Here is a 25,123-nt window from a genome sequence, read left to right as displayed (position 1 = left end):
GGCGGGTTTTTTCTATCGCTGCAGGCCTTAGATCACCTGGCGTCGCCGCAGGACGTCGAGGATCTGCTGGACCCCCTCCTCCACCGACAGCTGTTCGGTATCCAGTACCAGATCGGCGTCTTCGGGCGCATCGTAGGCAAAGGAGATGCCCGGGATATTGTCGCCACCGGCGGTGTAGAGGCCCTGGGGATCCCGCTCGGCGCAAGCCGCTGGCGAAGCCTTGACGTGTACCGTCAGCAGGCGCTCGGCACCGATCAGTGCCTGGGCCTGGGCCCGACCCTCGGCATCCGGCGCGACGAACGCAGCCAGGGCAATCAGGCCCGCCTCGTTGAACTGACGGGCCACCTGGGCGGCGCGCAACCAGTTCTCGCGACGACCCGCGCGATCCTGCGGCAGGCCCTTGTTCAGGTCGTGGCGCAGATTCTGGCCATCCAGCACGAAGACCGCGCGACCGGCGTCGAACAGGCGCCGCTCCAGGGCATAGGCCAGGGTGGTCTTGCCGGCACCGGAAAGGCCAGTGAAGAGCACCGTGGTGGGCTGCTGACCGAAACGGGCAGCCCGCTCGCTGGTGGCGACGTGCAGCTGATGCGCGCTCTGGCCATGGCCAGCGCTACCTACCGGGTCGGCGATGATCATGCCGGCACCTACGGTGCCATTGGTCAGGCGATCGATGACGATGAAGGCGCCGGTGGTGCGGTTGACGCCATAGCCGTCCAGGGCGATGGGGGAATCCAGGGCCACCTTGACCCGGGCGATCTCGTTGAGCTTGAGCTCGCTGGTGGCGCCGCGTTCCAGGGTATTTACGTCCACCGTGTGCACGATGCTCGGCAGCGAACCCGGCACATAGCTGGTGGCGCGCTTGATGTCGTACTTCTTGCCAGGGCGCATGGGCTCTTCGGCCATCCACACGAGCATGGCCTCGAAGCTGTCGGTCACCTGGGGACGGTTGTCGGCATGCACCAGGACGTCGCCCCGGGAGATGTCGATCTCGTCTTCCATGGTCAGGGTCACCGCCTGGCCGGGACCTGCCTGCTCCAGCTCGCCTTCGTAGGTGACGATGGACTTGACCCGACTGCCCTTACCCGACGGCAGGACCACCACAGCATCGCCCTTGGTGACGACACCCGATGCCAGGGTCCCGGCGAAGCCACGGAAGTTGAGGTTGGGCCGATTGACGTACTGCACCGGAAAGCGCAGGTCGTCGAGATTGCGATCCGCGGCGATCTCCACGGTCTCGAGGATTTCCATCAGCGACTTGCCGCTGTACCAGGGCGTCTGCTCGCTGCGATTCACCACGTTGTCGCCCTTGAGCGCCGACATGGGGACGAAGTGGATGTCCTTGGCGCCCAGCTCGATGCGCTGGGCGAAGGCCAGGTAGTCGTCCTTGATGCGTTCGAACACTGCCTGGTCGAAGCCCAGCAGGTCCATCTTGTTGATGGCGACCACGATGTGCTTGATGCCCAGCAGCGAAGCGATGTAGCTGTGCCGGCGCGTCTGGGTCTGGATGCCGTGACGAGCATCGACCAGGATGATCGCCAGGTCGCAGGTGGAGGCCCCGGTAGCCATGTTGCGGGTGTACTGCTCATGGCCGGGGGTGTCGGCGATGATGAACTTGCGCTTGGCCGTGGAGAAGTAGCGATAGGCCACGTCGATGGTGATGCCCTGCTCGCGCTCGGCCTGCAGGCCATCCACCAGCAGCGCCAGGTCGACCTCCTCGCCGGTGGTGCCCACCTTCTTGGAGTCACGAGTGATGGCTTCCAGGTGATCCTCGTAGATCATCTTGGAGTCGTGCAGCAGGCGCCCGATCAGGGTGCTCTTGCCGTCGTCGACGTTGCCGCAGGTGAGGAAGCGCAGCAGTTCCTTGCGTTCGTGCTGCGCGAGGTAGGCCAGGATGTCCTGGCCGATCAGATCGGATTGGTGCGACATCTTAGAAATACCCCTGACGTTTCTTCTCTTCCATGGATCCGGCGCCATCGTGGTCGATGACCCGGCCCTGGCGTTCGGAGGTGCGGGTAAGCAGCATCTCCTGGATGATGTCCGTCAGTGTCGTCGCCTGGGACTCCACCGCGCCGGTCAGGGGATAGCAGCCGAGGGTACGGAAGCGCACCTGGCGCTTGTGGATACGCGCCTTTTCCTCGGGCGAGAGGTGCTCGAGGATACGGTCGTCGTCGATCATGAGCAGGGTGCCGTTCTTCTCGATCACCTCGCGCTCGGCGGCGAAGTACAGCGGCACGATCGGGATGCCTTCGAGATAGATGTATTGCCAGATGTCCAGCTCGGTCCAGTTGGACAGCGGGAAGACCCGGATCGACTCGCCCTTGTTGGTCTTGCCGTTGTAGATGTTCCACAGTTCGGGACGCTGGTTCTTGGGGTCCCAGCGGTGCTTGCTGTCGCGGAAGGAGTAGACGCGCTCCTTGGCGCGGGACTTCTCTTCATCACGGCGGGCGCCGCCGAAGGCTGCGTCGAAGCCGTACTTGTCCAGCGCCTGCTTGAGGCCCTGGGTCTTCATGATGTCGGTGTGCTTGGCGCTGCCATGGGTGAAGGGGTTGATGCCCTGGGCGACCCCCTCCGGATTCTTGTGCACCAGCAGATCGAGCCCCATGTCCTCAACCATGCGATCGCGGAATTCGTACATGGCCTGGAATTTCCAGCCGGTGTCCACGTGGAGTACCGGGAACGGCAGCTTGCCGGGAAAGAAGGCCTTGCGGGCCAGGTGCAGCATCACGGCCGAATCCTTGCCGATGGAATACAGCATGACCGGATTGTCGAACTCGGCGGCCACTTCACGGATGATGTGGATGCTTTCCGCCTCAAGCTGTTTGAGGTGCGTCTGTTTGTCGAGCATGGCTACTCACGATTGCAGAAAGGTGGCCTAGGAGATGTCCGTTGCGGCATCCAGTCGACTGGACACACCGGACAGAGCGGGCCGTGGACGAACCTCAACCTTATCATAGGCAATGGTTATGTCCCGACAGCCCTTCTAGAACTAGAAGCTATATGCTTATGACGCTCATGCCGGGTTGTCGCAGTCGATGAATAGATGCTGCACGCCCAGTTGAGTGGCCAGATAGTCGCCCAGCGCCTGCACCCCATAGCGCTCGGTAGCATGGTGGCCGGCAGCGAAGAAACTGACCCCGTTTTCGCGGGCACTGTGCACCGTCTGCTCGGATACCTCACCGGTCAGGTAGGCGTCCACGCCCGCCGCGATGGCCTGATCGATATAGCCCTGGGCGCCTCCGGTGCACCAGGCCAGGCGCCGGATCGATCGTCCGCCATCGACCACCAGCGGCTGGCGCTGCAGGGTATCCGCTACCCGCCGACCAAAATCCGTCGCGGACAACGGCTCGGCCAGCTCGCCCTCCCAGATCAGCCCCCTGGCATCGCCCGGCAGCGGACGAATGTTCTGCACGCCAAGGCGGCGTCCCAGCTGAACGTTGTTGCCCACTTCGGGATGGACGTCCAGCGGCAGGTGATAGGCTAGCAGGCTGATGTCGTGGCTCAGCAGGGTCTTGATCCGGCGGTGCTTCATGCCGATGAGACGGGCATCTTCGTTTTTCCAGAAGTAGCCGTGGTGCACGAGGATGGCATCGGCACTGGCCGCTACAGCGGCATCCAGCAACTGCTGGGAGGCCGTGACGCCACTGACCAGCAGGCGAAGCTGCCCACGGCCCTGGACCTGCAGGCCATTGGGGCAATAATCCTGGATACGGGCCGTCTCCAGGTAACGGTCGGCGGTTTCTACCAGTAGATCAAGGGACAGGGTCACGGACGGCTTACCTCCTCTGTGGCGGCGCCCCGGCATGTCATCGAGCGGCGCCGCTCCTTATAATGCCGCCAGCTTATCCGCCGCACTTCGGGCGGACAAATTCAAGGATGTGATCGATGTACAAGGCTTTGCGTTATCTCGGCTGGCCCGTGCTGTGCGGTCTGCTCGTTGCAGCCCTGATCATGCAGCACTATCCCCAGTGGCTCGGGCTACCGGCCCAGCCGCCGCTGTTCGAGGCTGCCCAGGCGCCCTCGCCTGGGCGCCAGCAGGGGCCGGTCTCCTACGCCGATGCGGCGAGTCGGGCAGCACCGGCGGTGGTGTCGCTGCGCTCGACCAAGGCAGCCAAGCCGGGCAAGGCCGGCGACACGGCCAACGACCGCAAGAGCCCGGCCAAGCCGGTGGAAGAGCTAAGCCTCGGCTCGGCGGTGCTGATGAGTCATGATGGCTACCTGCTGACCAACAACCATGTGACGCTCGATGCCGAATCCATCGTAGTCGCGCTCGCCGACGGTCGCCAGACCCTGGCCAAGCTGATCGGCAACGATCCGGCCACCGACCTCGCCGTGCTCAAGATCGACCTGCCCAATCTGCCAGCCATCTCGGTAGGCGATTCGACCGCCATCCGCATCGGCGACGTGGTGCTGGCCATCGGCAACCCCTTCGGCGTCGGCCAGACCGTGACCATGGGCATCATCAGCGCCACCGGCCGCAATCAGCTGGGCCTCAACACCTACGAGGACTTCATCCAGACCGATGCGGCGATCAACCTGGGCAATTCGGGCGGGGCGCTGGTGGATGCCAATGGCAACCTGATCGGCATCAACACCGCCATCCTCTCCGGCGGCTCCCAGGGCATCGGCTTCGCCATCCCGATCAAGCTGGCCATGGAGGTCATGCGGTCGATCATCCAGCATGGTCAGGTCATCCGAGGCTGGCTGGGCGTGGCGGTGGAGGTGATCACCCCGGAACTGATCAAGACCTACGGCCTCAAGGTCGACCAGGGCATCGTGGTGACGGACATCGATCCCGATGGGCCGGCGCACAAGGCCGGTCTGCGCGCTGGCGACGTGCTGGTCAAGCTGGCTGGGCAGCCGATCAAGGATGGTCGACTGGCGATGAATCAGATCGCCCGCAAGCAGCCGGGCGACAGCATCCCCATCGAGGTGCGGCGGCAGGACAAAACCCTGCAGCTCAAGGTCACTGTCGGTCTGCGTCCCCTGATGGAGAAGGCGCGCTAGCCGCCCGCGGCGCTCAGAGCCTGCTAAAGGCTCTGAGCTAAAGCCAAACAAGGCATTTTCAATGCCGTCTGGCCGACACGCCGCGGCCTTTGAGCAGGCTCTCAGAGAGCGTCGAGGGCCGTGATCAGCGCCTGATTCTGTGCCGGCGTGCCGATGGTGATGCGCAGGAAGTCGGCGATGCGTTCGGGTCGGCTGAAGTGGCGCACGATGACGCCGTGCTCACGCAGCCCCGCCGCCAGCGCCGCCCCACCCTTCTGCACATGACGGGCGAAGATGAAGTTGGCCGCCGAGGGCAATACCTCGAAGCCCCGCTCCAGCAACTGGGCCACCAGGCTTTCACGGCTTTCGACTACCTGCCGGCAGGTCTCGTCGAAATAGGCGCGATCCTCGAAGGCGGCCACCGCCCCGGCCAACGCCAGGCGGTCCAGCGGATAGGAGTTGAAGCTGTTCTTGATTCGTTCCAGGGCTTCCATCAGCGGCGCCTGGCCCATGGCCAGACCCACTCGCAGACCGGCCAGGGAGCGGGACTTGGACAGCGTCTGGGTCACCACCAGATTGGGATGGCGCCCGATCAGGGCGACCGCCGACTCTGCACCGAAATCGACGTAGGCTTCATCCACCACCACCACGGACGTCGGGTTGCCAACGACGATACGCTCGATCGCTTCCAGCGCCAGGGCGCTGCCGGTGGGCGCATTGGGATTGGGGAAGATGATGCCGCCATTGGGCCGGAAATAGTCTTCAACGACGATCTGGAAATCCTCATCCAGCGCCGGGGTCTCGAAGGCGATGTCGTAGAGGCCGCAGTACACCGGATAGAAGCTGTAGCTGATGTCCGGGAACAGGACCGGCCGCCCGTGACCGAACAGGCCCAGGAAGATGTGCGCCAGGACTTCGTCCGAGCCATTGCCGACAAAGACCTGATCGCTCTGGATGCCGTAATACTGAGCGACCGCATCCTTGAGCGCCTGACCGTTGGGGTCGGGATAGAGACGCAGGTCGTCGGTGGCCGCGGCGCGGATGGCGTCCAGCGCCCGCGGGGAAGGCCCATAGGGATTCTCGTTGGTGTTGAGCTTGACCAGGTTGGTCAGCTTGGGCTGCTCGCCTGGCACATAGGGCACCAGATTCTTGACGAAGGGACTCCAGAGCTCGCTCATGCCTGCTCCTCCTGAATACGGTATTCGGCGCTGCGGGCGTGGGCGGTCAGAGACTCGCCACGGGCCAGGACCGACGCGACCCGGCCCAGCGCCGAGGCACCGGCGGCCGAGCAGTGGATGATCGAGGAGCGCTTCTGGAAGTCGTACACGCCCAGGGGCGAGGAGAAGCGCGCGGTGCCCGAGGTCGGCAGCACGTGGTTGGGACCGGCGCAGTAGTCGCCCAGGGCTTCGGCGGTATAGCGCCCCATGAAGATGGCGCCAGCGTGGCGGATCTTGGGCAGCCATTGCTCCGGCTCGGCGACCGACAGCTCGAGGTGTTCCGGCGCGATGCGGTTGGCCACCTCGATGGCCTGGGCCATGTCGGCGACCTGGATGAGCGCACCGCGCCCTTCCAGGGAGGCGCGGATGATGTCGGCGCGCTCCATCTCCGGCAGCAGCCGGGCGATGCTGGCCGCCACGGCATCAAGGAAGGCGGCGTCCGGACTCACCAAGATGGCCTGGGCGTCCTCGTCGTGCTCGGCCTGGGAAAACAGATCCATGGCGATCCAGTCGGGATCGGTCTGGCCGTCACAGACCACCAGGATCTCGGACGGGCCGGCGATCATGTCGATGCCGACCTTGCCGAACACGTGGCGTTTGGCGGTGGCGACATAGATGTTGCCAGGACCGACGATCTTGTCCACCGGCGGTACGCTTTCGGTGCCATAGGCCAGAGCGGCCACCGCCTGGGCACCACCTATGGTGAAGACGCGATCGACGCCGGCCAGGGCCGCAGCCGCCAGCACCAGTTCGTTGACCTCGCCACGGGGCGTGGGCACCACCATGACCACTTCGGGCACGCCGGCGACCTTGGCCGGGATGGCGTTCATCAGTACCGAAGAAGGATAGGAGGCCTTGCCACCCGGCACATAGAGACCGGCCCTATCCAGCGGCGTGACCTGCTGGCCGAGCACCGTGCCGTCGGCCTCCTGGTACTGCCAGGAATCCTGGCGCTGCTTTTCGTGATAGCTGCGCACCCGTTCAGCAGCGGCTTCCAGCGCCGTGCGCTGCTCCGGCGTGATCCGGGTCAGGGCTTCCTCGAGACGGGCCCGCGGCAGGATGAGATCGCTCATGGAGGTCGTCTCGATGGCATCGAAGCGGCGGGTGTACTCGAGTAGCGCCTGGTCACCCTGATGGCGGACATCGGCGATGATCGCCAGGACCCGCTGGTTGATATCGGCGTCGGACACCCCTTCCCAGCTCAGCAGATGATCCAGATGCTCGGCGAAATCCGGAGCGGCGGCGACGAGTCGGCGGATGGCGAGCGGAGCGGTCATGGCGGGTCCTCTTCAGGATAGCGAAAGGGGCGCCCGAGAGTAACAGCCGGCTCCGTGTGGGCGCCCGACAATTTGGCTATGGCACGGATAGGCGACGGTAGAGAGATGGAATCAGCCTTGGCCGGCTACCAGCGTGCCGGCCTGAGTCTCAGGCGCCGCGCGCCTCGACGGCATGGCGCAGGGTCTCGATGAGGGCCTGGATGCGGCCGTGCTGCATCTTCATCGAGGCCTTGTTGACGATCAAGCGCGAGCTGATGTGGGCGATCAGCTCCTGGGGCTCGAGGCCATTGGCCTTGAGCGTATTGCCCGTGTCGACCACGTCGATGATCTTGTCGGCCAGACCCACCAGCGGTGCCAGCTCCATGGAGCCGTACAGCTTGATGATGTCGACCTGGCGGCCCTGCTCGGCATAATAGCGCTTGGCGACGTTGACGAACTTGGTCGCCACCCGCAGTCGGCCGCGCGGCGCCGGAGCGCCTACGGCGCCTGCGGTCATCAGCTTGCAACGGGCGATGCGCAGGTCGAGCGGCTCGTAGAGACCATCGCCGCCGTATTCCATCAGCACGTCCTTGCCGGCCACGCCCAGGTCCGCGGCGCCATGCTCCACATAGGTGGGCACGTCGGTGGCGCGAACGATGAGCAGGCGTACATCGTCCTGGGTGGTCGGGATGATGAGCTTGCGGCTCTTGTCCGGATTCTCGGTCGGGGCGATCCCCGCCGCCGCCAGCAGCGGCAGGGTGTCGTCGAGGATACGGCCCTTGGACAGGGCGATGGTCAGCATCGGAGGTCCTTACTTGGGCGTGCGACGGATCTTGGCGCCGAGCAGCTGGAATTTCTCCTCGATGCATTCGTAGCCGCGATCTATGTGGTAGATGCGATCGATCAGGGTGTCGCCTTCGGCCACCAGGGCGGCGATGACCAGACTCGCCGAGGCGCGCAAATCGGTCGCCATGACCGGGGCGGCCTTGAGGCTGGGCACGCCGGTGACGATGGCGGCATTGCCTTCGATAGCGATGTTGGCGCCCATGCGCACCATCTCGTGAACGTGCATGAAGCGGTTCTCGAAGATGGTTTCCACCACGGTGCCAGTGCCTTCGGCGACGGCGTTCATGGAGATGAACTGGGCCTGCATGTCGGTGGGGAACGCCGGGTAAGGCGCCGTGCGGATGTTTACCGCGCGGGGGCGATTGCCCTTCATGTCCAGCTCGATCCAGTTGCTGCCGGTGGAGATGTGGGCACCCGCCTCTTCCAGCTTGGCCAGCACGGCCTCGAGGATGGTCGGATCGGTGTCCTTGAGCTTGACGCGGCCACGGGTGGCAGCGGCGGCAACCAGGTAGCTGCCGGTCTCGATGCGGTCGGGCAGGACCGAATAGGTGGCGCCGCCCAGGCGCTCGACGCCTTCCACGGTGATGGTGTCGGTACCGGCGCCCTGGATGTTGGCACCCATGGCGATCAGGCAGTTGGCCAGATCCACCACCTCGGGCTCACGGGCGGCGTTCTGGATGACGCTGCGGCCCTTGGCCAGGGTGGCGGCCATCAGCACGTTCTCGGTACCGGTCACGCTGACGGTATCGAAATAGTAGTGAGCGCCGCGCAGGCCGCCAGCCGGAGCCTTGGCCTTGATGTAGCCGCCTTCGACGGTGATCTTGGCGCCCATGGCTTCCAGACCGCGCAGGTGCAGGTCGACCGGACGCGAGCCGATGGCGCAACCGCCGGGCAGGGCGACTTCCGCCTCGCCGAAGCGGGCGACCATCGGGCCCAGCACCAGAATGGAAGCGCGCATGGTCTTGACCAGCTCATAGGGCGCGACCAGGGTCTTAATGCTGGAGGCATCCACCTCGACATTGAGCTTTTCACCGATCACCGGCTGAACGCCCATGCGGCCGAACAGCTCGATCATGGTGGTGATGTCGTGCAGGTGCGGCAGGTTGGCGACGGTCACCGGGGTATCGGCGAGCAGGGTCGCGGCCAGAATCGGCAGGGCGGAGTTCTTGGCCCCGGAAATGCGAATTTCACCGTTCAGGCAGTTGCCGCCGGTAATGATCAGTTTGTCCATAGCGAGTTCTCGGCGCTGCGAATCAGGCGCGTTCGGCCCAGGCAGCACGGGTGAAGAATTTCATGGTGACAGCATGGATGCTGCCATCGGCGATCTGCGGCTGGAGATGGGAGTAGACCTGCTGCTGACGCTTGACCGGGCTGAGTGCCTGGAGCTCGTCGCTGATCAGGTAGAGCTGGAAATTGCAGCCCTCGCCTTCCACTTCGACCTGGGTATCGGTCAGTTTTGCCTCCAGGAGGCTTTTGACTTCTTGGGCCTGCATGGCGGCACCTCGGCAATCTAGTACAGCCGGCGATCATACAAAAAAACCGGCTGCACGGCGACTGCGATGACTGCCAGGGCTCGTTTGCAAGGTCGCCAAGCCAAGGTCAGGAAAGGCGAAAGCCAGCGAGGAAGCGGTGTTTACCAGGGGTAAAGGAGCATTCCACGCTGAGTTCCAAGGCCAACTGGCGGTGCCCAGGCGTTTTCTGGACACAACCTAGCTGTGAGCCTGCTCGGCCAGCGGTAGCAATTCCAGGGCATTCGAAACGTCGGCGATCTGCCGCAACTCGGACGGCAGGCCGGCGATGGTCAGCGGGCGACTCGCCGCCTGGGCATCGCGCAACCAGGCCAGCAACAGCGCCAGACCGGCGCTGTTGGAGTGTTCGACACCTGCGCAGTCCAGCACCAGTGGACCACTGCCCTGAGCGATCAAGGTTCGACCCTGCTCGCGCAGGATCGGCACACTGGCGTGATCGAGTACGCCCGAGAGTTGCAGCCGGGCGCCCTCGCGGGTGATGGTTGCGCGACTCACGACCCGACCTTGGCCTTCTGGGCCTCGGGAGAGTCCTTGGCCTTGGCCACGGTGCCCGCCCAGTTGTTGATGGTCTTGTCCAGGTCGTTGCCGTTTTCCTGCATCGCCTGGGCGAATTGGTCACGGAACAGCTTGCCCAGGTTCAGGCCGTTGATGATGACGTTGCGGACTTTCCATTCCTCGCCTTGCTTGACCATGCTGTACTGCACGGGATACACGGCGCCATTGTTACCCTTGACCTCCATGCCCACGCTGGTGCGGTCGGGGCCGTCGGACGGGCCTTCGGGCAGGACGCGGATACCCTGGTTGTTGTACTCCAGCAGTGCATTGCCATAGAACTGCATCAGGCTGCGCTTGAAGTTTTCCTGGAAGCGCGCCATCTGCTCGGGCGAAGCGCTGCGGCTATAGCGCACGGTCATGATGCTGCGCGAGATGCCCTCGGCATCCACTACCGGCCCGAGAATGCTGTTGAGCGACTCGTAGAAGGCGTCCGGATTGCTGCGATACTTGTCGCGATTGGCCTCGAGATCACTGAGCAGGGTACTGGTGGTCTGCTGGATCACGTCATGGGCCGAGGGCGCCGCCTGGGACACCAGCGGCAGCAGGGCCAGGATCGCGATCACTCCGTGACGAATTAGCTTGAGCATGAAGAAGCCTCTCATCATTTGTTGGCGGAAGAGTCTTTATTGACCGAGTTGAGCAGGAATTTACCGATCAGATCTTCGAGAACCAGCGAGGATTGTGTATCTCGAATAGTCGAGCCTTCCTTGAGCACCTGCTCGTCGCCCCCGACGCTGATGCCGATGTATTTCTCACCAAGCAGGCCAGCGGTCAGGATGGAGGCGATGGAGTCAGTCGGCAGGTTGTCCACCTGCTTGTCGATCTGCATGGTGACCCGGCCGCGATAGCTGTTGCGGTCGAGATCGATGGCGGTGACCTTGCCAATGGTCACGCCGGACATGGTCACTCGCGATCTCACGGTGAGACCGGCGATGTTGTCGAAGTAGGCATAGACCTTGTAGGTATCGTGATGGTCGCTCATCGTCAGACCGCTTACCCGCAGCGCCAGCAGCAGCAGTGCGAGCACGCCGGCCAGCAGGAAGAGTCCGACACCGATTTCCTGGGTGCGGGTTTGCATCAGAGATCTCCAAACATCAGGGCGGTAAGAATGAAGTCGAGGCCGAGCACGGCAAGCGACGCATAGACGACGGTACGGGTAGTGGCGCGACCGATGCCTTCGGAGGTCGGCTCGCAGTCATACCCCTGGAAAACGGCGACCCAGGTCACCACGAAGGCGAACACCAGGCTCTTGATCACCCCATTGAGCACGTCGCTGAGCATCACGCTGTTCTGCATGGTGGCCCAGAAGGAACCGTCGTAGACGCCGAGCCAATCGATGGCGACCATGGCCGCGCCCCAGATACCCACCACGTTGAACATGGCGGCCAGCAGGGGCATGGAAATGAAGCCGGCCCAGAAGCGCGGCGCGACGATGTACTTGAGCGGGTCCACGCCGATCATTTCCAGGCTGGATAACTGCTCGGTGGATTTCATGTTGCCGATCTCGGCGGTCAGCGCGGAACCGGCCCGACCGGCGAACAGCAGGGCGGTGACCACTGGCCCCAGTTCGCGCAGCAGAGTCAGGGCCACCATCTGCCCCACGGCCTGCTCGGAGCCGTACTTGACCAGGATGTTGTAGCCCTGCAGGGCAATCACCATGCCGATGAAGAAACCCGAGACCACGATGATGGGCAGTGACATCACGCCCACCGAATAGAGTTGCTTGCCCAGCAGCTGCAGGCCGCTGCCCACGCCACCCCGACCGAACACCGCCAGCAGCAGAACGATGACGGAGCGGCCAATGGCAGCCACGACGTCCAGCCCGGCCTTGCCCAGCCGACGAATCCGCTCCACGGCGGAGACCTTACGCATCAGTGTTTCCCCAGCAAGGCATCGCGCAGATCAGGCGCGGCGTAGTGGAAGGGTACGGGGCCATCAGGGATGCCCTGCATGAACTGGCGAACCCGAGGATCCGGCGACTCGCGCAGTTCCTTTGGCGTGCCCTGCCCCAGCACCTTGGTATCGCCGACAACATAGAGGTAGTCGGCGATACTGGCAGTCTCGGCCAGGTCGTGGGAGACCACGATGCTGGTCAGCCCGAGGGCCTGGTTGAGCAGCCGGATCAGCCGCACCAGAACGCCCATGGCGATGGGGTCCTGGCCAACGAAGGGCTCGTCGTACATGAGGATTTGTGGATCCAGGGCGATGGCCCGCGCCAGGGCGACCCGGCGCTTCATGCCGCCGGAGAGTTCGTCCGGCATCAGCTCGACTGCCCCGCGCAGGCCTACTGCCTGCAGCTTGAGCAGGACGATGTCGCGGATCATCTCCTCGGGCAGCTTGGTGTGCACCCGCAGCGGGAAGGCCACGTTCTCGAAGACATCGAGATCGGTGAACAGCGCCCCGCTCTGGAACAGCACCCCCATCTGTCGGCGCATCTCGAACAGCTCGCCACGGGACAGCTGCGGCAGATTGGCGCCATTGACCCAGATCTCGCCACTGCTCGGCCGCAGCTGGGCAGCGATGAGGCGCAACAGGGTGGTCTTGCCACTGCCGGACGGCCCCATGATCCCGGTGACCTTGCCCCGCGGGATACGGATATCGACACGGTCGTAGATGAGACGCGTGCCGCGCTTGAAGGAAACGCCCTTTAGCTCCACGGCGTACGGGCTATCGACGGTCATCAAGACTCCTAAGGTTCAACTCTGTGCAGGGAGACGCCGCTCCGCCGCGTCAGGGCACGCGGCTTTCGCGCTCGATGGTCCCGGCAAAAGGGCGGCACTATACCATTCGTTGCCGCTGAGACCTCTGACCTGCGGGCGACGTTGCTGAGTGTCGCGGCTTTGCGCATATAATTTCCGATTGTCCCGTCACCTGCCTTCTGACCCATGTCCGACTCAATAGATTTCATCGCGTCCGCCAAGCGCACCATCGATGTAGAGCGAGCGGCAGTGGCCGCCCTGGGTGACCGCGTCGACGCGAGCTTTGCCCAGGCTTGCCGTCTGCTGCTCGCCTGCCGCGGTCGCATCGTGGTGCTGGGCATGGGCAAGTCCGGCCATGTCGGCAACAAGATCGCCGCCACCCTGGCCAGTACCGGCAGCCCGGCGTTCTTCGTGCATCCAGCCGAAGCCAGCCATGGTGACATGGGCATGATCACCCGCGACGACGTCATCATCGCCATCTCCCAATCGGGCACCTCCAGTGAGATCCTGACGCTGCTGCCACTGATCAAGCGCCTGGGCGTTCCCCTGATCAGCTTCGCCGGCAATCCCACCTCGCCCCTGGCGAAGGCGGCGGACGTCAACCTGGACACCAGCGTCGCCACCGAGGCCTGCCCGCTCAACCTGGCACCCACCTCCTCCACCACCGTCGCCCTGGTCCTGGGCGACGCCTTGGCCATTGCCCTGCTCGAAGCCCGCGGCTTCACCGCCGAGGACTTCGCCTTTTCCCATCCCGGTGGAGCCCTGGGTCGCCGCCTGTTGCTGAAGGTGGAAGACGTCATGCACGCCGGCGTCGATCTGCCGCAGGTCAGCGAGGACACCCTGGTGTCCGACGCCCTGCTGGAGATGTCGCGCAAAGGGCTGGGCATGACCAGCGTACTGGGCGCCGATGGCCGCCTCGCCGGCATCTTCACCGATGGCGATCTGCGGCGCGCCCTGGATCGCGGTATCGATGTCCGGACCACGCCCATCGCAACCGTGATGACCCGCGGCGGTCGAACCGCCAGGGCCCAGATGCTCGCGGCGGAGGCGCTGAAGATCATGGAAGAGCACAAGATCAATGCGCTGGTGGTGATCAATGACGAGCGGCGCCCGGTCGGTGCGCTCAACATGGGTGACCTGCTACGCGCCGGGGTGCTGTAGGCCGGGTTATACTGACCGACTAAATACGCCCACAACTCGTGTTCAACCCGCCGCCCCGTGCGGCCCACCACAGGTACCCTCATGTTTCGCAGCTTGCGCCGACCCGTGCTGTTGGTCCTGATCGCCGCCGCGCTCATCGCGATCGGCTACTGGAACATCCTGCCGCAGCGCTTCGTCGATGCTCCAGCGTCATCGACCCCGCAAGACAGTGCCATCGACGGTTATGCTCTCAATACCCGGACGATTCAGTATCGCCTGGACGGCAAGATCCAGTACGAACTCAAGGCCGAGCGCAGCGAACACGTCAAGGCCACCGATGTCACCCTGGTGACCCGGCCCGACATGCTGGCCTTCCGTGGCACCGACTTTCCCTGGCACATTCGCAGTGCCCGCGCCGAGGTCGCCCCCGGTGGCAGTCAGGCGGAGCTGATCGATGACGTGCGTGTGGAACGTACCGACGCGAAAGGCCGCCCGGTGGTATTGACCACCACCCGCATGACCGTCTTTCCTGACAAACAATATGCGCAAACTGAGCAAGCCGTTAGAATCGAGGCCGCCAATGGGGTGACCACGGCCAATGGCATGAAAGCGTATCTAGAAGACGGCAGAATGCTCCTGCTGTCCAACGTAAGAGGCCAGCATGAGGTTCGTTAAAACCCTCCCCTTCCTGTTCACCCTCGGCGCCACCTTGGGCAGTGCCGCGGCTTGGGCCCTGCCGACCGATCGCACCCAGCCGATCCGCGTGCAGGCCGACAGCGCCGAGCTCGATGACAAGCAGGGCGTGGCCGTGTATCGCGGAGACGTGGTCATCACCCAGGGCAGCATGAAGATCACCGGCAATACCGTGACCTTGACCCAGGACAACCAGGGCAATATCAAGGTCGCCACCGCAGTGGGCAAACCGGCCTACTACGAGCAGAAACCCTCGGCGGACAAGGACATCGTCAAGGCCTATGGCCTGACCATCCAATACTTCGCCCAGGAAAACCGCATCATCCTGATTGACCAGGCCAAGGTGGTCCAACAGGGCAACACCTTCGAAGGCGAGAAGATCGTCTACGACACCCAGCGCCAGATCGTCAATGCGGGACGGGCCAACGGCAGCAAGGTCACCACGCCGCGGCCGCGGATCGACATGGTCATCCAGCCCAAGGATCAGCAGCAGTCGGGGCAGAAACAATGACGGTTACGCTCAAAGCCCAGCATCTGGCCAAGAGCTACAAGGGTCGTCAGGTCGTTCGTGATGTCAGCGTCAGCATCGACAGCGGCCAGATCGTTGGCCTGCTCGGCCCGAACGGCGCCGGCAAGACCACCTGCTTCTACATGATCGTCGGCCTGGTCAAGGCGGATCAGGGTCGCGTGCTGATCGACGACCAGGATGTCACCGCGCTGCCCATGCATGGCCGCGCCCGTGCCGGGATCGGCTATCTGCCCCAGGAAGCCTCGATCTTTCGCAAGCTGACCGTGGCCGACAACATCCTTGGCATCCTGGAAACCCGCAAGGACCTGGACAAAGCCGGACGACTGCGCGAGCTGGAAAGCCTGCTGCAGGAATTCCACATCACCCACATCCGCGACAACCGGGGCATGAGCCTGTCTGGCGGTGAAAGACGCCGTGTCGAGATCGCCCGCGCCCTGGCCACCGCGCCCAAGTTCATCCTGCTCGACGAACCCTTCGCGGGCGTGGACCCCATCTCGGTGGGCGATATCAAGCAGATCATCCGCCACCTCAAGGCCAAGGGCATCGGTGTGCTCATCACCGACCACAACGTGCGGGAAACCCTGACCATCTGCGAAACGGCCTATATCGTCAATGACGGCCAGCTCATCGCCGAAGGTACCGCCGAAGAAGTCCTCGCCAACGACCTGGTGAAGGAAGTCTATCTGGGCCACGAATTCCGCCTCTAGGCAAACCCGGGGAAACAAGGCATATAATTTGCTAACGCTCGCAGGGTTCGCGAGGTTCGGTGGCGCTGTTCGCGTCGGTAGACAAGGTGTATTTCCGCAGCCATGAAACCATCGCTAGTCCTCAAGATGGGCCAGCAGCTGACGATGACGCCGCAGCTGCAACAAGCCATACGTCTGCTCCAGCTCTCGACGCTCGATTTGCAGCAGGAAATCCAGGAAGCCCTGGAATCCAATCCGATGCTGGAACGCCAGGAAGACGGGGAAGACTTCGACCAGAGCGAAGCCTCGGGCGAAAGCGACGAGCATGCGAACTCCGGCAATATGGAAACCACCTTCAAGGAAACCTCGGTCGCCACCAACGAGTTGGCCGACGAATCCGAGTGGAGCGAGCGCATCCCCAGCGACAGCGAGCTGCCGGTCGACACGGCCTGGGAAGACATCTACCAGACCAGCGCCAGCAGCCTGCCCAGCAGTGACGACGACGAGTGGGACTTCACCACTCGCACCTCGGCGGGCGAGAGCCTGCAGACGCATCTGCTCTGGCAGCTCAACCTGGCACCCATGTCGGACCTCGATCGCCTGATCGCGCTGGCCATCATCGATGGCATCGACACCGACGGTTACCTGCAGGAAAGCCTCGAAGACATCCATGCCTCGCTCGACCCGGACCTGGAAGTCGATCTCGACGAAGTCGAGGTGGTGCTCCGACGGGTCCAGCAATTCGAGCCCGCCGGCGTCGCCGCTCGCAATCTGCGCGAATGCCTGCTGATCCAGCTGGCGCAACTGCCGGCCACCCTCCCCTTGCTCGGCGAGGCCAAGCGCCTGGTCGGTGACTACCTGGATCTGCTCGGCAGCCGCGACTACGCGCAGCTGATGCGGCGCATGAAGATCAAGGAAGACGAACTCAAGCCGATCATCGAGCTGATCCAGACGCTGCATCCGCGGCCTGGCTCCCAGATCGAGTCCGGCGAAGCCGAATACGTGGTACCGGACGTCATCGTGCGCAAGCACAACGAGCGTTGGCTGGTGGAGCTCAATCAGGAATCCATGCCGCGCCTGCGGGTGAATCCCCAGTATGCGGGCTTCGTCAAACGCGCCGACAGCAGCGCCGACAATACCTACATGCGCAATCAGCTGCAGGAAGCGCGCTGGTTCATCAAGAGCCTGCAGAGCCGCAACGAGACCCTGATGAAGGTGGCGACCCAGATCGTCGAGCACCAGCGGGGTTTTCTCGAATACGGCGAAGAGGCCATGAAGCCGTTGGTCCTGCACGACATCGCCGAGGCGGTGGGCATGCACGAGTCGACCATCTCCCGGGTGACCACCCAGAAGTTCATGCACACCCCGCGTGGCATCTACGAACTCAAGTATTTCTTCTCCAGTCACGTCAGCACCGCCGAAGGGGGCGAATGCTCCTCCACCGCGATCCGCGCGATCATCAAGAAATTGGTGGCGGCGGAAAACGCGAAAAAGCCGTTGAGTGACAGCAAGATCGCTGGTTTACTGGAATCGCAAGGTATACAAGTCGCTCGTCGCACGGTGGCTAAGTATCGGGAATCCCTGGGTATCGCTCCGTCCAGCGAACGCAAGCGTCTCCTCTGACGCGTCCTGATGTGACCGTGCCTCGATCGACCCGTGTCATGTCGGCGAGCAGCTTCGCCGATCGCAGCCCGGCAATAAGGAGAAGCGGTATGCAAGTCAACATCAGTGGCCATCAGCTTGAAGTGACAGAAGCCCTGCGTGACTACATCGGCGAGAAACTCGCCCGCCTCGAACGGCACTTCGACCGTATTACCAACGTCCAGGTCATTCTGGAAGTGGACAAGCTCAAGCAGAAAGCCGAAGCCACCCTGCACGTCGCTGGCGCCGCGGTGGTCGCCAACGCCGAGCATGACGACATGTATGCCGCCATTGATCTCCTGGCCGACAAGCTCGACCGCCAACTGATTAAACACAAGGAAAAATCGATCGAACGCCAGCAGGGCGTCGGCGTCCGCTGAGGTTTCGATCGCCGCTTTATGATCAGACTCGAAAATATTCTGACCCCCGGCCGCACCCAGACGGGTGCGCCGGGTGGCAGCAAAGCCGCCGTACTGGAACGTATCGCCGAACTGGCCGCGCAGGAATTGCCTGGCCATGACGCGGCGCACATCCATGAATGCCTGATGGCGCGCGAGCGCCTGGGCTCCACTGGCTTCGGCAATGGCATCGCCATTCCCCACTGTCGCCTGGCGGGCCTGCAACAGCCGCTGTGCGTCCTCTTCCACCTGCAGCAACCCGTGGACTTCGACTCCCTGGATGGCGCACCGGTAGACCTGGTGTTCGTGCTGCTGGTACCCGAAGCCGCCACCGAACAGCACCTGACCCTGCTGCGCCAGATCGCCGGCATCCTGGACCGCGCGGACATCCGCGAACGGCTACGCAAGGCCAAGGACAGCCAGGCGCTCTATCAGATCGTCGTCGAGGCCCAGAGCGGACACTGACATGCACCTCATCATCGTGAGCGGACGTTCCGGGTCGGGCAAGAGTACGGCGCTCAACGTGCTTGAGGACAATGGCTTCTACTGTATCGACAACCTGCCGGCCAGCCTCCTGCCCGAACTGGCCCAGCACGCCCTCACCGACATGGAACGACCTCAGCCCAAGGTCGCCCTGTCCATCGATGCACGCAATCTGCCCAGCCAGCTGCAGCGCTTTCCCGAATTGCTCGAACAGGTGCGCAGCCGCAACATTCGCTGCGACATCCTCTATCTGGACGCCGATGACCAGACCTTGCTCAAGCGCTTTTCCGAGACGCGCCGCCGGCATCCGCTGTCCAATCAGGAAAGATCGCTGGCCGAGGCCATTCACGATGAGCAGGTGCTGCTGTCGCCCATCGCCGATCTGTCCGATCTTAAGATCGACACCACGCACCTGAATCTCTATCAGCTGCGTGACATCCTCAAGTTGCGTCTGCTGAACGCGCCCGAGCCCGGCACCGCCTACCTGGTGGAATCCTTCGGCTTCAAGCGGGGCCTGCCGGTGGATGCGGACATGGTCTTCGATGTACGTTTCCTGCCCAATCCCTACTGGAAACCGGACCTGCGCGACTTTTCCGGACTCGATGCCCAGGTGCGCGATTATCTCGAGCAACAGCCCGAGGTAGAGACCCTGTACAATGACATCCGCGATTACCTGGTGAAGTGGCTGCCGCGCTTCGCGGCCAACAACAGGTCCTATGTGACCGTGGCCATTGGCTGTACCGGCGGTCATCACCGTTCGGTCTACCTGGCCGATCGCCTGGGTCGCGAACTCAAAGACCTGCTCAAGAACGTCCAGATCCGCCATCGCGATCTCTGACGCCCGTTTTGTTTCGACAAGGACAGACTCAATGCCTGCCCAACAGATCACCATCATCAACAAGCTTGGCCTGCACGCCCGCGCGGCCGCCAAGTTCGTCGGCGTGGCCGGCCGTTATCCTGCTAGCGTCCGCGTTGGCCGCAGTGGCGAGCCGCCAGTCGATGGCAAGAGCATCATGGCGGTCATGATGCTGGCCGCTGGCAAGGGCACGGTGCTGCAACTGGAAACCGAGGGTGAACAGAGCGACGAGGCCATGCGCGCCCTGATCGAACTGATCAACAACTACTTCGACGAGGGTGAGTGATCGGCCCTGCTCCAGCTTCGCCCAATAAAAAAGCCGCCCGAGGGCGGCTTTTTTATTGGGCGTCAACTCAGGCGTTCAGCGCCGCTTCGTAGCGACGGGACACTTCCGGCCAGTTGATGACGTTGAAGAAGGCACCGATGTATTCGGGACGACGGTTCTGGTAGCGCAGGTAGTAGGCGTGCTCCCAGACGTCCAGGCCGAGGATCGGGGTATTGCCGGTCATCAGCGGGCTGTCCTGGTTGCCGGTGCTCTCGACCACCAGCTTCTTCTCGGGGGTGACGCTCAGCCAGGCCCAGCCGCTGCCGAAGCGGGTCAGGGCAGCCTTGGTGAAGGCCTCCTTGAAGGCATCGAAGCCGCCCAGCTGGGACTCGATGGCTTCAGCCAGAGCACCTTCGGGCTTGCTGCCGGCGTTAGGGGCCATCACGGTCCAGAACAGGCTGTGGTTGGCATGGCCGCCACCGTTGTTCTGCACGGCACCGCGCTTGTCCTGGGGCAGCTTGTCCAGCTGACGAACCACTTCTTCGGCCGACAGGTTGGCGAACTCGGTGCCTTCCAGCGCAGCGTTCAGGTTGTTGATGTAGGTCTGGTGGTGCTTGGTGTGGTGGATTTCCATGGTCTGGGCATCGACGTGCGGTTCCAGCGCGTCGTAGGCGTAGGGCAGCTGAGGCAGAGTATGCGGCATGCGGAATGTCTCCATGGTGGTTTTGGTATGGACCCACTGCCCTGGGGCAGCGGGGAGTACGGCTGGTGCGCCACGGCGCACCGTCTGAATCTGGGCCGTCCGATCACGGAATTCGACCGCACGGCTATGTCCTAGTGCATTGCTAGGATACTAACGACTAACGGGGTGGGCTGTCTCCCGTTCGACGGGATTTTCCTCACCGCGACACTTCCGGCATCTTTTCTAGCTACCCGCCAGGGTCATGCCGTCGATCAGCACCGAGCCGGTGCGCAGGCTGCCGCGGCGTTCCACGTCGCTGCCCACGGCCAGGATCTGGCGGAACATGTCGCCGAGGCGACCGGCGATGGTGACCTCCTGGACTGGAAACTGGATCTCGCCATTCTCGATCCAGAAACCACCGGCGCCCCGGGAGTAGTCGCCGGTGACCAGGTTGGTACCCTGCCCCATCATTTCCGTGACCAAAAAGCCCGTGCCCATCTGCCGGATCAACTCGGCCTGGTCGGCCGTGCCATGACTGACATGCAGGTTGTGCACGCCACCGGCGTTGGCGGTGCTCTGCATACCCAGCTTACGCGCGGAATAGCTGCCGAGCACATAGGACACCAGCTGGCCGTTCTCCACGAAGGGCTTGGCGTAGGTGGCCAGGCCTTCACCATCGAAGGCGGCACTGCCCAGGGCGCGGGGAAGGTGCGGCCGTTCATCCAGGGCCAGCCAGTCTGGAAACACCTGCTGCCCGAGGGCGCCCTCAAGAAAGGACGACTTGCGATAGAGGTTGCCGCCGGAAATGGCAGCGAGGAAGGTGCCGAACAGGCCGGCGGCCATTTCCGGGGAGAAGAGCACTGGAACCTTGGCGGTGGGCACCGGCCTGGCGCCCAGACGGCTCACGGCGCGTTCAGTGGCGCGCCGACCGATTTCCTCGGCGCTCATCAGTTCGCTGCCGAGGCGGTTGACGTCGTAGTAGTAGTCGCGCTGCATGGCCTCGCCGCTGCCGGCGATCATCACGCAGCTCAGGCTGTGGCGGGTGCTGGCGTAGCCGCCGACGAAGCCGTGGCTGTTGCCGTAGACCCGGCAGCTCTGGTGGGTATTGAGGGTTGTACCGTCGGCATTGCCGATGCGGCTGTCGGCGGCATAGGCAGCGGCTTCACAGGCCAGGGCCTGCTCGATGGCCTGCTCGGGGGTGATGTCCCAGGGATGATAGAGATCGAGATCGGGCAGCTCGCCACGCGCCATTAGCTCGGCGTCGGCGAGGCCGGCACAGGGATCCTCGGAGGTGTGCTTGGCGATGGCCAGGGCCGCGGCCACGGTCTCGCGGATCGCCTCGGGGCCGGTGGCCGAGGTACTGGCCGAGCCCTTGCGCTGACCGGCATAGAGGGTGATGCCAAAGCCCTGGTCGCGATTGAATTCGACCGTTTCCACCTCACCCTTGCGGACCGAGGTGGACAGCCCCTGGTCGATCGAGACGGCCACTTCACCGGCACTGGCGCCCTGGCGACGGGCCTCGGCCAGGATGGCTTCGACCTGTTCGCGCAATTCGGGTAGCGCGGCGGGACCCACGGCGGCGTTGCGATTCATGACGTTCTCCTTACGGACGGCGCCGGCCAGGCCGGACAACCGTGCGGCAACTCGTTATGATGGCGCCCATTCTTAGCTGGACCCCATAGTTCATGGTTGATTCTTACGACGACGACGCGCCGCTGGGCGAAAAGAGCAAGACACAGGTCAAGCGTGAGCTGCACGCGCTGCAGGAGCTGGGCGAACGCCTGGCCGGGTTGCCGGCTGAGCAGCTGGACCGCCTGCCCCTGACCGATCCGCTGCGCAAGGCCCTGGCCGAGGCGCCCAAGCACAAGACGCACATCGCGCGCAAAAGGCATGTCCAGTACCTGGGCAAGCTGATGCGTGACCAGGATCTGGAGGCCATCCTGGCGCTGGTCGACCAGATGGACAGCTCGACGCGGCAGTACAACGAGCGCTTCCATGCCCTGGAGCGCTGGCGCGACCGCCTGATCGCCGAGGGCGACCAGGCGCTGGAAGCCTTCGTGGCGCTGTATCCGGAAACCGACCGCCAGCACCTGCGCGGCCTGGTGCGCCATGCCCAGCACGAGGCCGCGCACAACAAGCCGCCCGCGGCGGCGCGCAAGGTCTTCAAATACATCCGCACCCTCGACGAAACCCAGCGCGGTCTGCGCTAGGTTTCTGTCCGCTACGGCCACGGCCGGTGCCGGCATCAGGCGCCGGTGCCGCCCACGGTGATGGCGTCGATCTTCAGGGTCGGCTGACCCACGCCCACCGGCAATGACTGGCCATCCTTGCCACAGGTCCCTACCCCCGCATCCAGCGCCAGGTCGTTGCCGACCATGGATACCCGGTTCATGACCTCGGGACCATTGCCGATCAGGGTGGCGCCCTTCACCGGGCGGCCGAGCTTGCCGTTCTCGATCAGGTAGGCCTCGTTGGTGGTGAAGACGAACTTGCCACTGGTGATGTCCACCTGACCGCCGCCGAGGCTGGCGCAATAGATGCCCTTCTCCACCGAGGCGATGATCTCGGCCGGATCGCTCTGGCCGGCGAGCATGTAGGTGTTGGTCATGCGCGGCATGGGCAGGTGGGCATAGGACTCGCGCCGGCCATTGCCGGTGGGAGCCACCCCCATCAGCCGGGCGTTGAGCTTGTCCTGCATGTAGCCCTTGAGGATGCCGTTCTCGATCAGCACGTTGTAGCCGCTGGGGGTACCCTCGTCGTCGATGGACAGGGAACCACGGCGATCCGGCAGGGTACCGTCGTCGACGATGGTGCACAGCGACGAGGCTACCTGCCGGCCGAGCTGACCGCTGTAGTTGGAGCTGCCCTTGCGGTTGAAGTCGCCTTCCAGACCATGGCCGACCGCTTCGTGCAGGAGCACGCCGGACCAGCCGGCACCCAGCACCACCGGCAGGGTGCCGGCCGGGGCCGCCGTGGCTTCCAGATTGACCAGCGCCTGGCGGACCGCTTCGCGGGCATAGCCCAGGGCGCGGTCGTCGCTCTGGAAATAGCGGTAGTCGCAACGGCCACCGCCACCGCTGTTGCCGCGCTCGCGACGACCGTTCTGCTCGACGATGACGCTGACGCCCAGGCGCACCAGGGGGCGCACGTCGGCGGCGAGGGTGCCGTCGACCGCGGCCACCAGGGTGCGCTCCCAGACGCCGGCCAGGCTGATGGTGACCTGCTGGATGCGCGGATCCAGGGCCCGGGTGGCCTCGTCCAGTTGCTGCAGGAAGGTCACCTTGGTCGCGCGATCCAGCACATCGAGGGGGTTGTCCTGGCCATAGAGGCGCTGCGCGGGTTCCACCGCACGAAATGCCTGGACCTGGCCCTCAACGCCACTGCGGGAGATGGAGCGCGCGGCCTGGGCAGCGAGATCCAGTGCCTCGCCGGTGATGGCGTTGCTGTAGGCGAAGCCGGTCTTCTCGCCGGACAGCGCCCTCACCCCGACGCCTTGGTCGAGATGGAAACCGCCTTCCTTGACGATGCCGTCTTCCAGCAGCCAGGACTCGGAGACGATGCTCTGGAAGTACAGGTCCGCAGCGTCGATGCCGGGGCCGGCGAGGCGCTGCAGCACGGGCTGCAGATCGTCCAGCGCGAGTCCGCCCGGCCCCAGCAGGGCCGCGCCGACGCTATTCAGGTAATCACTCATGGAAACTCCAGACGACGCCACCCCGGGCGTCGGAACGATGAAAGGGGCGCGAGGTGGCCTCTAGCCTACTCGCGGAAGTGACTGATCCCTGATGCAAATGACCAATGGGCGCCATTGCCGTTCGCCTCCTAGTGGCCAGCCAGGCGCGCCGGTGCGAAGCGGCGGTGCTGGGTGACGGGCATTCGCTGGCGTAACTGGGCCTGGCGCTCGACATCGCGCTCGATGAGCAGGACCGCTTCGCCGCTGGCCTGGACGGCAAGCACCTCGCCCCAGGGATCCACGGCCATGGCGTGGCCCCAGGTCGTGCGGCCATTGGCGTGGACACCGCCCTGGGCGGCGCCCAGCAGATAGCTCTGGGTTTCCACCGCCCGGGCGCGCAGCAGCAGCTCCCAATGGGCCTGGCCGGTCGGCACGGTAAAGGCCGAGGGGGCGCTGATCAGCTCCGCACCGGCAGCGCGCAGGGCGCCATAGAGTTCGGGAAAGCGCAGGTCGTAGCAGACGGTCAGGCCCAGGCGGCCGACCGGGGTATCCACCACCGTGAGGGTCTCACCGGCGGCATAGTGATCGGATTCGCGATAGCTGCCCTGGCTGTCGCTGACGTCGGCATCGAAGAGATGCAGCTTGTCATAGCGGGCGACGCGGCGACCCTGGTCGTCGAACAGCAGCGAACAGGCGCAGGGCTTGCCCTCGGTGGCGCCGTCGGGCAGCAGCGGCAGGGTGCCGGCCAGCAGCCAGAGGCCCAGCTCGCGCGCCCGGCTGGACAGCCAGGGCAGGATCTCACCCTCGCCAAGCGCCTCCGCCCGGGCCAGTTCGGCGGGGGCCGGATGCCCGATGGCGACGAAGTTTTCCGGCAGCACCGCCAGTTGCGCACCGGCGTTGGCGGCGCGTTCGAGCAGCCGCTCGGCGGCGTGCAGATTGGCCGCTACCGCGGGGCCGCTGACCATCTGCAGGATGGCTATGGACATGCAGGCACT

28 protein-coding genes are annotated in these 25,123 nt (G+C 64.2%); 11 read left to right on the top strand and 17 right to left on the bottom strand.

Annotation, left to right across the window (positions count from 1 at the left end):
* Window positions 1-27: 27 nt before the first annotated feature.
* The 3 genes from cysN to PJ259_RS22260 form a co-directional block, all read right to left on the bottom strand.
* A complete protein-coding gene (gene cysN, locus PJ259_RS22270) occupies window positions 28-1,926 on the bottom strand; it encodes a sulfate adenylyltransferase subunit CysN (RefSeq protein ID WP_059314038.1) in 1,899 nt (632 codons plus the stop codon).
* 1 nt (window position 1,927) lies between these two features.
* Entirely contained in the window at window positions 1,928-2,845 is a 918-nt protein-coding gene (cysD, locus tag PJ259_RS22265; RefSeq protein ID WP_271654203.1) for a sulfate adenylyltransferase subunit CysD, read from the bottom strand.
* A gap of 165 nt (window positions 2,846-3,010) precedes the next feature.
* Window positions 3,011-3,802, bottom strand: a complete 792-nt coding sequence (locus tag PJ259_RS22260) for a Nif3-like dinuclear metal center hexameric protein (RefSeq protein ID WP_271654202.1) — start codon at window positions 3,800-3,802, stop codon at window positions 3,011-3,013.
* A gap of 80 nt (window positions 3,803-3,882) precedes the next feature.
* Here PJ259_RS22260 and PJ259_RS22255 point away from each other — a divergent pair, with 80 nt between their 5' ends.
* Complete coding sequence (locus PJ259_RS22255) at window positions 3,883-5,004, top strand: S1C family serine protease (protein WP_059314035.1); 1,122 nt, start codon at window positions 3,883-3,885, stop codon at window positions 5,002-5,004.
* A gap of 101 nt (window positions 5,005-5,105) precedes the next feature.
* Here PJ259_RS22255 and hisC read toward each other — a convergent pair whose 3' ends face one another.
* From hisC to PJ259_RS22205, 10 genes are all read right to left on the bottom strand, one after another.
* On the bottom strand, window positions 5,106-6,161 hold the full coding sequence (gene hisC, locus PJ259_RS22250; protein ID WP_271654201.1) for a histidinol-phosphate transaminase: 1,056 nt from the start codon (window positions 6,159-6,161) through the stop codon (window positions 5,106-5,108).
* Entirely contained in the window at window positions 6,158-7,477 is a 1,320-nt protein-coding gene (gene hisD, locus PJ259_RS22245) for a histidinol dehydrogenase (protein WP_271654200.1), read from the bottom strand. Before hisD ends, hisC begins: the two co-directional genes overlap by 4 nt.
* Before the next feature lie 148 nt (window positions 7,478-7,625).
* Complete coding sequence (gene hisG / locus PJ259_RS22240) at window positions 7,626-8,258, bottom strand: ATP phosphoribosyltransferase (protein ID WP_007159506.1); 633 nt, start codon at window positions 8,256-8,258, stop codon at window positions 7,626-7,628.
* Between the two features lie 9 nt (window positions 8,259-8,267).
* Entirely contained in the window at window positions 8,268-9,533 is a 1,266-nt protein-coding gene (murA, locus tag PJ259_RS22235) for a UDP-N-acetylglucosamine 1-carboxyvinyltransferase (RefSeq protein ID WP_059314031.1), read from the bottom strand.
* A gap of 22 nt (window positions 9,534-9,555) precedes the next feature.
* On the bottom strand, window positions 9,556-9,795 hold the full coding sequence (locus PJ259_RS22230) for a BolA family protein (RefSeq protein ID WP_059314030.1): 240 nt from the start codon (window positions 9,793-9,795) through the stop codon (window positions 9,556-9,558).
* 216 nt (window positions 9,796-10,011) lie between these two features.
* The gene (locus PJ259_RS22225) at window positions 10,012-10,326 is read right to left on the bottom strand and encodes an STAS domain-containing protein (RefSeq protein WP_271654199.1); all 315 of its coding nucleotides are present in this window, start codon (window positions 10,324-10,326) and stop codon (window positions 10,012-10,014) included.
* Complete coding sequence (locus PJ259_RS22220; protein WP_059316835.1) at window positions 10,323-10,973, bottom strand: MlaC/ttg2D family ABC transporter substrate-binding protein; 651 nt, start codon at window positions 10,971-10,973, stop codon at window positions 10,323-10,325. Before PJ259_RS22220 ends, PJ259_RS22225 begins: the two co-directional genes overlap by 4 nt.
* Window positions 10,974-10,987: 14 nt before the next feature.
* The gene (mlaD, locus tag PJ259_RS22215) at window positions 10,988-11,464 is read right to left on the bottom strand and encodes an outer membrane lipid asymmetry maintenance protein MlaD (protein ID WP_007159511.1); all 477 of its coding nucleotides are present in this window, start codon (window positions 11,462-11,464) and stop codon (window positions 10,988-10,990) included.
* Entirely contained in the window at window positions 11,464-12,258 is a 795-nt protein-coding gene (gene mlaE / locus PJ259_RS22210) for a lipid asymmetry maintenance ABC transporter permease subunit MlaE (protein WP_059314028.1), read from the bottom strand. Before mlaE ends, mlaD begins: the two co-directional genes overlap by 1 nt.
* Entirely contained in the window at window positions 12,258-13,067 is an 810-nt protein-coding gene (locus PJ259_RS22205; protein WP_017640057.1) for an ATP-binding cassette domain-containing protein, read from the bottom strand. The genes mlaE and PJ259_RS22205 overlap by 1 nt, the downstream gene beginning before the upstream one ends.
* 204 nt (window positions 13,068-13,271) lie before the next feature.
* Between PJ259_RS22205 and PJ259_RS22200 the strand changes: the two genes are divergently transcribed.
* The 9 genes from PJ259_RS22200 (at window position 13,272) to PJ259_RS22160 (ending at window position 19,797) form a co-directional block, all read left to right on the top strand.
* The gene (locus PJ259_RS22200) at window positions 13,272-14,246 is read left to right on the top strand and encodes a KpsF/GutQ family sugar-phosphate isomerase (protein WP_271654198.1); all 975 of its coding nucleotides are present in this window, start codon (window positions 13,272-13,274) and stop codon (window positions 14,244-14,246) included.
* Window positions 14,247-14,327: 81 nt separating this feature from the next.
* Window positions 14,328-14,900: an LPS export ABC transporter periplasmic protein LptC gene (gene lptC, locus PJ259_RS22195; RefSeq protein ID WP_059314026.1), complete on the top strand. Its 573-nt coding sequence runs from the start codon at window positions 14,328-14,330 to the stop codon at window positions 14,898-14,900.
* A complete protein-coding gene (gene lptA / locus PJ259_RS22190) occupies window positions 14,887-15,429 on the top strand; it encodes a lipopolysaccharide transport periplasmic protein LptA (RefSeq protein WP_059314025.1) in 543 nt (180 codons plus the stop codon). Before lptC ends, lptA begins: the two co-directional genes overlap by 14 nt.
* Entirely contained in the window at window positions 15,426-16,154 is a 729-nt protein-coding gene (gene lptB / locus PJ259_RS22185; RefSeq protein WP_017640054.1) for an LPS export ABC transporter ATP-binding protein, read from the top strand. Before lptA ends, lptB begins: the two co-directional genes overlap by 4 nt.
* 102 nt (window positions 16,155-16,256) lie before the next feature.
* Complete coding sequence (locus PJ259_RS22180) at window positions 16,257-17,756, top strand: RNA polymerase factor sigma-54 (protein ID WP_082696292.1); 1,500 nt, start codon at window positions 16,257-16,259, stop codon at window positions 17,754-17,756.
* Between the two features lie 89 nt (window positions 17,757-17,845).
* Entirely contained in the window at window positions 17,846-18,154 is a 309-nt protein-coding gene (gene hpf, locus PJ259_RS22175) for a ribosome hibernation-promoting factor, HPF/YfiA family (RefSeq protein WP_007159519.1), read from the top strand.
* A gap of 18 nt (window positions 18,155-18,172) precedes the next feature.
* Window positions 18,173-18,637: a PTS IIA-like nitrogen regulatory protein PtsN gene (gene ptsN, locus PJ259_RS22170; protein WP_007159520.1), complete on the top strand. Its 465-nt coding sequence runs from the start codon at window positions 18,173-18,175 to the stop codon at window positions 18,635-18,637.
* A 1-nt stretch (window position 18,638) separates the two neighbouring features.
* Window positions 18,639-19,493 carry an RNase adapter RapZ gene (gene rapZ, locus PJ259_RS22165; RefSeq protein ID WP_059314023.1) on the top strand — a complete coding sequence of 285 codons (855 nt, stop codon included), beginning with the start codon at window positions 18,639-18,641 and terminating at the stop codon, window positions 19,491-19,493.
* 31 nt (window positions 19,494-19,524) lie between these two features.
* Window positions 19,525-19,797 (top strand): HPr family phosphocarrier protein, encoded by a 273-nt coding sequence (locus PJ259_RS22160; protein ID WP_059314022.1) that lies wholly within the window; start codon window positions 19,525-19,527, stop codon window positions 19,795-19,797.
* A 67-nt stretch (window positions 19,798-19,864) separates the two neighbouring features.
* On the opposite strand, the gene PJ259_RS22155 is transcribed toward PJ259_RS22160, so the two are convergent.
* Together PJ259_RS22155 and pmbA are read right to left on the bottom strand one after the other, a co-directional pair.
* Window positions 19,865-20,479 (bottom strand): superoxide dismutase, encoded by a 615-nt coding sequence (locus tag PJ259_RS22155; protein ID WP_271654197.1) that lies wholly within the window; start codon window positions 20,477-20,479, stop codon window positions 19,865-19,867.
* A gap of 222 nt (window positions 20,480-20,701) precedes the next feature.
* Window positions 20,702-22,051, bottom strand: a complete 1,350-nt coding sequence (gene pmbA / locus PJ259_RS22150; protein ID WP_271654196.1) for a metalloprotease PmbA — start codon at window positions 22,049-22,051, stop codon at window positions 20,702-20,704.
* Between the two features lie 92 nt (window positions 22,052-22,143).
* On the opposite strand from pmbA, the gene yjgA reads away from it, so the two are divergent.
* Window positions 22,144-22,668, top strand: coding sequence for a ribosome biogenesis factor YjgA (yjgA, locus tag PJ259_RS22145; protein WP_059314019.1), 525 nt, complete (start codon window positions 22,144-22,146; stop codon window positions 22,666-22,668).
* A gap of 35 nt (window positions 22,669-22,703) precedes the next feature.
* Here yjgA and tldD read toward each other — a convergent pair whose 3' ends face one another.
* Together tldD and PJ259_RS22135 are read right to left on the bottom strand one after the other, a co-directional pair.
* Window positions 22,704-24,149, bottom strand: coding sequence for a metalloprotease TldD (gene tldD / locus PJ259_RS22140; RefSeq protein WP_059314018.1), 1,446 nt, complete (start codon window positions 24,147-24,149; stop codon window positions 22,704-22,706).
* A 128-nt stretch (window positions 24,150-24,277) separates the two neighbouring features.
* Window positions 24,278-25,114: a carbon-nitrogen hydrolase family protein gene (locus PJ259_RS22135; RefSeq protein WP_271654195.1), complete on the bottom strand. Its 837-nt coding sequence runs from the start codon at window positions 25,112-25,114 to the stop codon at window positions 24,278-24,280.
* Window positions 25,115-25,123 lie beyond the last annotated feature (9 nt).

It is taken from the genome of Pseudomonas sp. JBR1 (assembly GCF_028198185.1).
Lineage (GTDB): Bacteria > Pseudomonadota > Gammaproteobacteria > Pseudomonadales > Pseudomonadaceae > Chryseomonas > Chryseomonas oryzihabitans_E.
Note: the sequence above shows the minus strand (reverse complement) of the source record. Positions and strands in the feature narration are given on the sequence as shown.